This is a genomic window from Paenibacillus thalictri (genome assembly GCF_004307995.1).
Lineage (GTDB): Bacteria > Bacillota > Bacilli > Paenibacillales > NBRC-103111 > Paenibacillus_AF > Paenibacillus_AF thalictri.
Genome location: NZ_SIRE01000018.1, coordinates 211,462 through 220,974 on the forward strand (window position 1 = coordinate 211,462; position 9,513 = coordinate 220,974).

Below are 9,513 nucleotides of genomic sequence, written 5' to 3' on the forward strand. Positions count from 1 at the left end.
CCTCCCCGAAAACGAAATCTAACGAAATCGCTTATGCGTTAAGCACCGACTGCCATATGTGCGGATCAACAGGAACCCCGTTGCGCAAATGATCGTCCCGTCTGCGCAGCGTATCTTCGCCCGGATACCGGACGGCGCCATGATCTTGAACGGGCACGGACCTGTGCAGATCATCGACGATTTGCTCGACTTTCTCCTTCAGGATACTGCGGTCCGATAAAACCGTCGTGTCGAATGCCAGAAACACTTGAGAAACCGCTTGTTCGGCTTCATCCAAACCGACCTCGTAAGTAGAGCGGCCGCCCGACAGCATCGTGGCGATAAGGTCCAACATAATTGACAGTCCGGAGCCTTTCCAATAACCGATCGGCAGCAGCCGCCCGCTGGCCAATATTTGATCCGGGTTGCTTGTCAAATTCCCTTCTACGTCATAACCGCCGGCCACCGGCAACTCCTCGCCGCGTGTCGAATAAGCGTTCAGATTGCCATACGAAAATTGGGACATCGCGACATCAAGCACAATCGGGCCATTGTCCCGCGGAACGGCCAGCACGATCGGATTGTTGCCGATCTTCCGGTCTATAGCCCCCCATGGCGCCAAATTCGGCAGCGTATTCGTCCAGCATATTCCGATACATCCCGCTTCCGCGGCCTGCCAGCCGTAGCTCCCCGCCCTCATCCAATGATTCGTGTTTTTGATCGCTACACAGCCCATACCGTGTGTTCGCGCAAGCTCGATGGCCCGTCCCATGCTCAGATAAGCATTGATGTTCCCCGGCCCCCTGTGTCCGTCCCACCGCTCGATCGCTCCCATGCTTTCCACTTTTTCCGGAATCGCGTGAATATCGATGAAGCCTTTGCGGATGTATTCCAGATAGACCGGAAACCGGTTGAGCCCGTGGGAATGAACCCCATCCCTGCTGGCCTCGGCGAACAATGTGGAGGAAAGCTCCGCTCTTTCCACGGAAAATCCTTCTTTTAACAACACTCTGCGGAACTCGCCGTACAACTGTTCATAAGGTACGCGCATCCCAGCACCTCCTGCTGCATGTTTGATTGCACTTCCTCGAATAGAGTTGGGCCAAGGCTTCCCTTGACCCAACCGTCATCTCTTTCTATTATATTATTTCTTCAACGTCTTTAAGATGTCATTAATTAATTTCATAGAGTCGTCCGTCACTTTATTGATGTTAGCGTTCGGATACGCTACGATTTCCACCGCATTTTCCAATACCTCGATAATTTCCCCGTTGGTCGTAGGACCGTTATCGCCGAGACCCATATTTTTCATGCCATATTCATGGCCCTTTAACACAACCGGATCATACAGCTTCTCGGCGCCTACGGCTTCAGCCACAGGTTTAACCGCGGAAATGGAACGGGTATCCTTCAAAATTTTATTGGCCTCAACATCGTTTAAGAAAAAGTTAACAAACTTCACCGCTTCGTCGACATTTTTGCTCTTATTCGAAATGGCAACCACTTGCGGCGGTTTTACGATCAAAGCGGAGTTTTTAGCGCCTTCGCGAGTCGGAAGCGCAAACGGTACGAATTCGCCTTTAATCCCGTTAGTATAAGGCGATACGGTTGATGTCCAGGAGAATACCATGACGGCTTTGCCGTTGATCCATTTCGGATTCGTCTGGGCGGCATCGTTAAACACCTGCGCGTCGGATGCCGGAATCGCTACTTTATCCGTGTACAGCTTGTTGATGTAAGTCAGCGCTTCCGCCAGGTCGTCTCTTGTAAAACCGAGTGAATAATCGTCGCCGATCATATATTTGCCTGTTTTTTGCACAATGTAACGTTTGAGCACGAACTCCACCATACTGCCGATATCCATGTTCAGCATATACGATTCGGGGTCCTTCTGATTGACCGTTTTGCCGTATTTGTAGAAGTCGTCCCATGTCCATTTCGTATCAAGCGTGGAGGGGATGCCGAATTTGTCGGCCACCGTTTTATTCATGATGCCAATCGTCGCATTGACGCCCATCGGAAGCCCGACCAGCTTATTGTTAAACACGCCGTTTTCCTTTAAAAATTGCGGGTCGATGCCGGACAAGTCGATCAAATTGTTCTTTGTGTTAAAATCGACGAAAAAGTCGGAGTTTCTTGTAAAGTCCTCCATCCACGGCGGGTTCAACTGCACGATGTCGGCAATACTGCCGCCGGCAAGACCGGTAGCGATCAATTCCCGTTCCGACTTGCCGCGATATTCCGCCTTAATCGTGACATTCGGATTTTTCTTCATGTACAAATTGATCACTTCGATCGTTGCTTTATGGCGAACTTCGTTCCCCCACCAGGAAAAACGGAGCGTAACCGGAGCTGTCGATGCCGCAGGTTGTGTGGTTTCGCTTTTCCCTGCGTCTTTGGCGGCGCCGGAACCGGAACCCGCGTTAGAGGCCGGAGCGGAGCCGGTACAGCCCGATGCAACAGCCAGCGACAAAATGCACGACAATAATGTAATTTTTCTTTTGGATATCATGGAAAATTCCCCCTTAACCTCTGTCATTAAAGAGCGGCGTTATGTCCAACCTGGCGGCGATTTCCGTTAATTTGTCCACCAGACTGTCCTCCAAATCGATCGTTCCTTTGCTTAACATACCGGCTTTTCTTCGGTAAGAGCCGTGCCCTGGGATATGCACACCGGGCGCAAGCTTGTCGGCGCGATCCAGTAGCGTTGACGTCCGCTGCTTGAACGTAGCCATATCCATCATCGTATCCGGCTTAATCACAAGCGCCGTATGCCCCCAGTGATTGTCGACGGCTTCTTCTTCCGGCGCCTGATCCATAATCCAGCCTCCGGTAAACACGCCGCTTAACACTTCTCCCAACATCGAAAGCGCATAGCCTTTGTGTCCGCCGATAGGCATTCTGGTGCCCTCCAGCATTTTGGCCGGGTCGGTCGTCGGTTGTCCGTCCGTATCGACGCCCCACCAAGGTTCCACCGGTATGCCTTTGGCCGCTCTGGCGCGAAGCTCCCCATGCGACGCATAAGCGAGGCAAGCGTCAAATACGATGGGAATATCGGCTTCTGTGCTAAAACCAAAGCCAAGCGGCAGCGAGCCCATGCAGTTTTCTTTGCGTCCTGTCGTTCCCATGTTCATGCCGCCCTTGCACAGCAGCAAGGAAATGTAGCCTTCCTCGGCGGCCTGCTCGACGTAAGGAGCCGCCGCAAGAAAATGATTCGAATTACGGATAAAACACATGCCGATACCATATTCGTCGGCCAGCCGCTTCGCCCGCTCCATGGCAAAGCAGCATACCACCTCGCCGAGTCCGCGGTCGACGTCCCACGCTTCCATCGTCTTAAACGCGGTGAGCTGCTTGTACTGTGGCTTCGCGTTTACCTTCCCGCTGAGCAGTCCCGAAATCCGCGACGGCAAATCGTAAATATCGTGATGCCCTACGCCCCGCAGCGTCGCCCGCATAAACACGTCCACTGCTTTTACGCAGTCATCGCCCGGCACCCCGCAGGCCGCAACCGCATCATAAATAAACCTTTCCAGCTCGGCTAAATTGACTGTTGTCATGTTGTTTGGGATCATAGTCTCTCGCACGCCGGCCCCCTTCCATTATTCGCGCAACCGTTTAATATAAAGCGCTTTCTTATCAAAGAATAGCATCCCCCTACCCGAATAAACAGGCGCTCATCTTATGAAAAGGTATCAGTATCTACCCCTTTTTGCGTACGGATTCACCTGTACTCCCGCGGAGAAACGCCGTGGTATTGCTTAAATGCTCTGGAAAAATTTTTCGGATTGTTATAGCCAATTGCCGATGAGATATGATAAATTTTAAGATTAATGTCGGCCATCATCTCTTTGGACTTAATCATCTTCATCTCGAACAAATAGTCGGAGAAGTTTTGGCCGGTTTTTTCTTTGAATATTTTCGACAAATAATTAGGGCTCATATTGACCTGCTGCGCCGCTCCCTCCAGCGAAGCGTTCTTCAACTGCTTGACCACGTAAGATTCCACAATTTCGATAATTTTATCGTAATAACCGCCGCTTGTATCGGCCGGCTCCGCCGGTTTCGACTTGCAGCGCTCATTCAGCTCTTGCTTGATCAAAGAAAAGACGGAGACGATTTCGTCGAATTTCACCGGCTTTAATATATAATTGCGCACGCCGTGCACAAGCCCTTGCCGGGCATATTCAAAATCGGCATAACCGCTCAGGAAAACAACGATCGGACTCAGCCCCTGCTCGCGTATGCACCGGGCCAGCTCAGTTCCCAAGAGCACCGGCATTCTGACATCGGAGAGGACAACGTCGACAGGATGATCGTACAAGTAGTCCAAAGCCGCCTGACCGTTCGGGAAACTTCCCACCACCTCAAACCCGAGTTCCGCCCAAGGGTAGTGTTTCTCCAGCCCCAATCTGATTTTCGACTCGTCGTCCACGATAATTAACTTGTACATCATATCGACCCCCAGTCACCGGATATCGTTAGCCTTTGAGCCCTGTTGTCGCAATTCCCTCGACGAAATATCTTTGCGCGAAAAAGAAAATCAGCACAAGCGGCAGCACGGAAAGCAGTCCCATCGCCATCACCACGTTCCACTGCACGTCGGACGCGGTATCCATCGATATGCGAAGGCCAAGCGCAAGCGGATATTTCTCCACACTGTTGACATAAATCAATACATCAAAAAATTCGTTCCACGTCCACATAAACTGAAACAGCCCCGCCGAGAAAAGAGCCGGCTTCATCACAGGCAAAAGCACTTTAAACAGAATGCCTCCAGCCGAGCAGCCGTCCATCTTGGCCGATTCGTCCAGCTCACGCGGAATCCCCCGAATGAACTGCACGAGCATAAAGATGAAAAACGGGAAGCAAGCGAACAACGCCGGAACGATAAAAGGCAAATACGTATTCAGCCAGCCCAGCGAGTTAAACAACAAATACCGCGGAATGACGATCACCGCATTGGGCAGCATTAAGGTCGACAGCATGACGGCAAACCACAGCTTTTTGGACGGAAAATTAAATCTTGCGAAGCCGTAGGCAACCAGCGAACAAGAGATCACCGTAAACAGCACCGTAGGCACCGTCATAACAATCGTGTTCCAATAAAAATCGCTGAACCCGATTTCGGTTAGTCCGTTCCAGCCTGCTTTATAAGCGGCAAACGGGTCGGCAAAGGGAAACTTCTCCGGTAAAATGCTGCTTGAACCGAATATTTCGGCATTTTGCTTAAAGGTCGCAAACAACATCCACAAGAGAGGGTATATCATGATCAGACTGCCGATAACAAGGACGGCATGGCTGACCCAAGGAGTGACGGCTCTTCTTTTCATCATGCTCCCTCCTTATCGTTATAATGAACCCAAGTGTCGGAAGATTTAAAGATCAGGAGGGTGACAAGCAAAATAATCGCAAACAATACCCATGAAATCGCCGAAGCATAACCCATCTTAAAATTGTTGAAGCCTTCGTTGTACAACTTCATCCCTACGAGGTAGGTCGACTTAAGCGGTCCGCCGCCCGTGATGACAAATGCCGACGTAAACGCTTGCAGCGCATGAAGCGTCTGCATGATCAGATTAAAGAAAATAATAGGCGTAATGAGCGGAATCGTAATTCTGAAGAAATTGGAAGCCCACGAGGCTCCATCCACCTTGGCCGCTTCATACAGCTCCTGCGGAATTTGCTTTAACGCCGCCAGGAACAGCACCATGGACGATCCGAACTGCCATACCTCCAGCGAGCTGATCGTGAACAGCGCAATATGCGGATCTCCCAGCCAGTCGGGCGTGGGGATGCCCATGCTTTGGAGCATATTGTTGACGATGCCATCTTTCATAAACATGAGCCGCCATAATGCGGACAACGCGACGCTGCCTCCGAGAATCGACGGCAAGTAAAACAGCGTCCGGTAAAAGCTCATCCCCTTGATTTTGATATTAAGCAGCAAAGCGACGATAAGCGCAAAGCCAAGTTTCCCCGGCACCGCCATCAGCGCGTAGGAAAAAGTGACTTTCAAGGAATGTAAAAAATCTTTATCGATTTTAAACATTCTAATGTAATTGTCAAACGCAATGAATTTCGCCGACCGGAGAACGCTGTAATCGGTAAACGAGTAGATAAAAGAAGCGACTAGCGGATACAGCTGGAAGGACAGAAACCCGATCAGCCAGGGCGAGATGAAAATCAGCCCGATGTACTTGGTGTTCAGTTTAGCCAAAGAAATGAAACCTCCCTGCAAAATTGTTTTGTCATTCCGATGGCGGAATGTAAGCGGATTCTTTGGCTTCATTATAGCACCCGGCCCCGATTCGTTTGTATGTACCGGACTTATGAAGAGGTATCATTACTTACGATTCTGACAAACTGCGGGTTTCCTGGCTTTTTATTCGAAACGTAACGGTGACCCCTTCGCCGGGGTTGCTGCGGATGGACAGCTTGTATTCGTCGCCGTATTTTAATCTTAATCGCGAATGGATATTCCGCAGGCCGATATGCTCGGAGATGCCGTAGTCGTGTTCAGACTCCAGCGATGCAGCCACCTCGTCCAGCCGCTGCTCCGACATACCGGGTCCGTTGTCCGTAACCTCAAATTCGATGTCATCCCCAACCCTGCGGATCGTAATATGGCAATAACCGCCTTCCTTGCATACTCCGTAGTGGACGGAATTTTCAATGATCGGCTGCAGCAAAAGCCGGATCGTGCTGCATTCCAGCACGTCCTGCTCGTACGTCCAAGTGACCTTAAACGTGTCGTCGAAGCGATAACGCTGGATGTCGATATACTTCTTGGTAATCTCGATTTCTTCGCGGATGGTGACCATATGAAGCGGGCTGTCGAGCGAGTAACGGAGAATTTCGGACAGCTGCTCGATCATCGTGTTAGCGAAAGATGGCCTCTGCGTAATGTTCAGCACCTCAAAATTGATCGATTGCAGCGTATTAAACAGAAAATGCGGGTTGATCTGATACTGGAGCGCCGTCAGCTCGGCCAGCACCTGCCGGTATTTCCTTTCGGACAATTGCAGATTCATATTGCTCTGATTGACGAACGAATTGATCGTATCGTTTAAAATGAGCGAATAAACGTCGTTTTTCTTCTTCTCGACGACGTTTGGCAGCGTCATGCCCGCTTTGGCCAGCTTGAATATTTTGAGTATATTGGCGATTTGCCTGTAATTGCGGTTGGAAAAATAATAGGCCAACAGCGAACTGATCAGAAGCGAGACAATCGCCGAATATAACGTCAGCTTGATGATCAGGAGCGCCGAGCTGTAAATCGTGCTTGTCGGTATGATCGAAACGTATTTGAAATTATATTGCTCCGAGGCCATTTCCACCACCCGGTAACGGTCGCTTTGGAGCAGTTCGGCGAAAAGCGAACTTTCGTCGGTATGGCTGTCGCCGCTGATGGATTCCGACAGCTGCCCCACATCTTTATTGGAAAACAACATCTCGCCTTTTTCGTTCAGCACCGTTAAATACTGGTCGTCATAAGACGTAATGGAATCCAGCATGTTGTTGAAATACTCCTGCCGCACATTAATCACGATGACGCCGTTCAGCTTGGTCCGCTGATAGATACTGACGATGTCCAGGTCGTTGATCCGCCGTTTTTCCGTCCACAGCATCGTATCCTGGCTTTGCTTTTTAAAGCTGTCGTACCAGGCCGTGTCGTAATATTCGGTGATCGACTCCTTATCCCCGTTCGCCAAGAAGTATTTACTGTCGCCCACCTTGACATAAATCGAGTTGATATACAGTCTGGAATAACTGGACGATTTGAGCGAAGGCCGGATGAGCTTCAGTGCCGTCGTATCCTCATGGGTCACCTGGTCCGTGCTTAAAACCCTAAATAAAGGCAAGCTTAATTGAGGGTTGTAGTCAATCAGTATTTTCATACTGTTCATATCCGAGAAAATAAGCTCGATCGTTTCTTTGGACGTATTTAACGCTTTGTGCGTATTGGTGTCGATGTCTTCCTTCAACGAATTTTGAAACACATACATCACCATCAAGCTGAAAATCAATACAGGAATGGAGACAGCAATAATAAAAGTCATGAAGTTTTTAATAAAAAATTTCGTCAGCACGCCCCGGCTCCCCCTTTAGTCCGCTTTTCCTCCATATTACGTGACGAGGGCCGCAGTAAACAAGCATCAGGCAGTATGAAGCACCGCCGTTTAACTCTTGTCATCTTCCGGCCTCTCTTAACAAATCGTTATCAATCGCCAAATTGTAATACAAATAAACAAAATGGTCAATTCATCCATTTTAACGCCCAAGTTGATCTCCTTGCCCATTTGTCTTACAATTATGTAGCGAAAGGGCACGAGGTGATCTGTAGTGAAATCGAAAGAAGAGTTGTTTGTCCCGTCTGTCGAAAGAAAAACGTTATCCAAACAAGTCCTTGACCGATTTGTTGAATTATTAAGCAGCGGTCAATGGAAACCTGGAGATAAACTTCCTTCCGAAATGGAATTAGTGGAAATGCTGGACGTCAGCAGACCGGTTCTGCGGGAAGCGATGAGCGCGCTGGAGACGCTTGGCGTCATCAACCGGAAAACCCGCAGCGGTACTTTTTTGAACGAAAAAATAGGCAATCAGCCTTTTTCGGTGATGCTTGCTTTGGCCACCGAAAATTTACCTGCCATCATTGAAGCGCGAATGGCGCTGGAGCTTGGGTTGGTGACTATAGCTGCGGAGAAAATAACCGAGGAACAGCTGAAGCAGCTAAAAGCAACGATCGATGCGATCACGCAATGCACTGACAATAATTACGGGGAAATCGATAAGCAATTCCACAGGTTGATCGCGCTTAGCGCAAACAATCCCGTCGTGGAAGGCATGATTGATTCCTTGCTGATCGCCCACGACAAGATGGACCGCCGGATCAAGATCAGGGAGCGTGAGTTGACCGTGGAATTCCATACGAAAATTTACGAGGCTTTGGCTAAACACGATCCGTTCGAAGCATTCACTCACATGTACGGGCATCTGAGCTATGTACGCAAAAAGCTGCTGCAGCAGGATTAGTAGATGGGCGGCCACAGCCGCCGGCCGCGGAGCGTAAGGGATACAAGTCTATGGGTCTGTCAAGATCTTTGTGTAAACTCATTTAAAAAGATTTCTCCCCGAGGGGAGAAAAAATTTTCAACGTAAAAATTGGCCGATGCGGTCGGGAAAGAAAACTGAAAGCTGAAGCAAAATTTGCCCCCAATTTTGCACCCGGCCCGTCCATTTACGAACGACGTCCATGGTCGCCAGATAAAGCATTTTTAGCAAAGCCTCGTATGTTGGGAAGATACTTTTCCCTTTTGTGACCTTACGAAGCTGGCGGTGATAGCTCTCAATCATATTCGTGGTGTAGATAAGTTTCCGAAGCTCCGGCGGGTACTTGAAGAAGGTGGCCAGTTCATCCCAGTTCGATCGCCAGGAACGGACGATCAAAGGATACTTACTACCCCAAGCCTCTTCAAATTGGTCCAGTTCTAGCAAAGCCGCTTCTTCCGTTGCCGCTTTGTAAATGGGTTT

The 9,513-nt window shown here is 49.5% G+C and carries 9 protein-coding genes; 1 reads left to right on the top strand and 8 read right to left on the bottom strand.

Going from position 1 to position 9,513, the window contains the following annotated elements:
* Positions 1-31: 31 nt before the first annotated feature.
* From yiaK to EYB31_RS24560, 7 genes are all read right to left on the bottom strand, one after another.
* A complete protein-coding gene (yiaK, locus tag EYB31_RS24530; RefSeq protein WP_131016061.1) occupies positions 32-1,030 on the bottom strand; it encodes a 3-dehydro-L-gulonate 2-dehydrogenase in 999 nt (332 codons plus the stop codon).
* Positions 1,031-1,123: 93 nt separating this feature from the next.
* On the bottom strand, positions 1,124-2,491 hold the full coding sequence (locus EYB31_RS24535; RefSeq protein WP_165452592.1) for an ABC transporter substrate-binding protein: 1,368 nt from the start codon (positions 2,489-2,491) through the stop codon (positions 1,124-1,126).
* Positions 2,492-2,504: 13 nt separating this feature from the next.
* Entirely contained in the window at positions 2,505-3,539 is a 1,035-nt protein-coding gene (locus tag EYB31_RS24540; RefSeq protein WP_165452593.1) for an Ldh family oxidoreductase, read from the bottom strand.
* A gap of 164 nt (positions 3,540-3,703) precedes the next feature.
* Positions 3,704-4,435: a response regulator transcription factor gene (locus EYB31_RS24545; RefSeq protein WP_206105494.1), complete on the bottom strand. Its 732-nt coding sequence runs from the start codon at positions 4,433-4,435 to the stop codon at positions 3,704-3,706.
* Positions 4,436-4,460: 25 nt separating this feature from the next.
* Positions 4,461-5,315, bottom strand: a complete 855-nt coding sequence (locus EYB31_RS24550; protein ID WP_338119985.1) for a carbohydrate ABC transporter permease — start codon at positions 5,313-5,315, stop codon at positions 4,461-4,463.
* On the bottom strand, positions 5,312-6,199 hold the full coding sequence (locus EYB31_RS24555) for a carbohydrate ABC transporter permease (protein ID WP_240762794.1): 888 nt from the start codon (positions 6,197-6,199) through the stop codon (positions 5,312-5,314). The genes EYB31_RS24550 and EYB31_RS24555 overlap by 4 nt, the downstream gene beginning before the upstream one ends.
* A 130-nt stretch (positions 6,200-6,329) precedes the next feature.
* The gene (locus tag EYB31_RS24560) at positions 6,330-8,072 is read right to left on the bottom strand and encodes a sensor histidine kinase (RefSeq protein ID WP_131016065.1); all 1,743 of its coding nucleotides are present in this window, start codon (positions 8,070-8,072) and stop codon (positions 6,330-6,332) included.
* Between the two features lie 253 nt (positions 8,073-8,325).
* On the opposite strand from EYB31_RS24560, the gene EYB31_RS24565 reads away from it, so the two are divergent.
* A complete protein-coding gene (locus tag EYB31_RS24565; RefSeq protein WP_131016066.1) occupies positions 8,326-9,015 on the top strand; it encodes a FadR/GntR family transcriptional regulator in 690 nt (229 codons plus the stop codon).
* A 117-nt stretch (positions 9,016-9,132) separates the two neighbouring features.
* On the opposite strand, the gene EYB31_RS24570 is transcribed toward EYB31_RS24565, so the two are convergent.
* A partial coding sequence (locus tag EYB31_RS24570; protein WP_170318266.1) for a transposase occupies positions 9,133-9,513 on the bottom strand: 381 nt, incomplete at its 5' end.

Excerpts from the sequence above, each read along its gene's own strand:
- EYB31_RS24550 (WP_338119985.1), bottom strand. The coding sequence starts at position 5,315 with ATGATGAAAAGAAGAGCCGTCACTCCTTGGGTCAGCCATGCCGTCCTT.
- EYB31_RS24545 (WP_206105494.1), bottom strand. The coding sequence starts at position 4,435 with ATGATGTACAAGTTAATTATCGTGGACGACGAGTCGAAAATCAGATTG.
- EYB31_RS24540 (WP_165452593.1), bottom strand. The coding sequence starts at position 3,539 with ATGACAACAGTCAATTTAGCCGAGCTGGAAAGGTTTATTTATGATGCG.
- EYB31_RS24535 (WP_165452592.1), bottom strand. The coding sequence starts at position 2,491 with ATGATATCCAAAAGAAAAATTACATTATTGTCGTGCATTTTGTCGCTG.
- yiaK (WP_131016061.1), bottom strand. The coding sequence starts at position 1,030 with ATGCGCGTACCTTATGAACAGTTGTACGGCGAGTTCCGCAGAGTGTTG.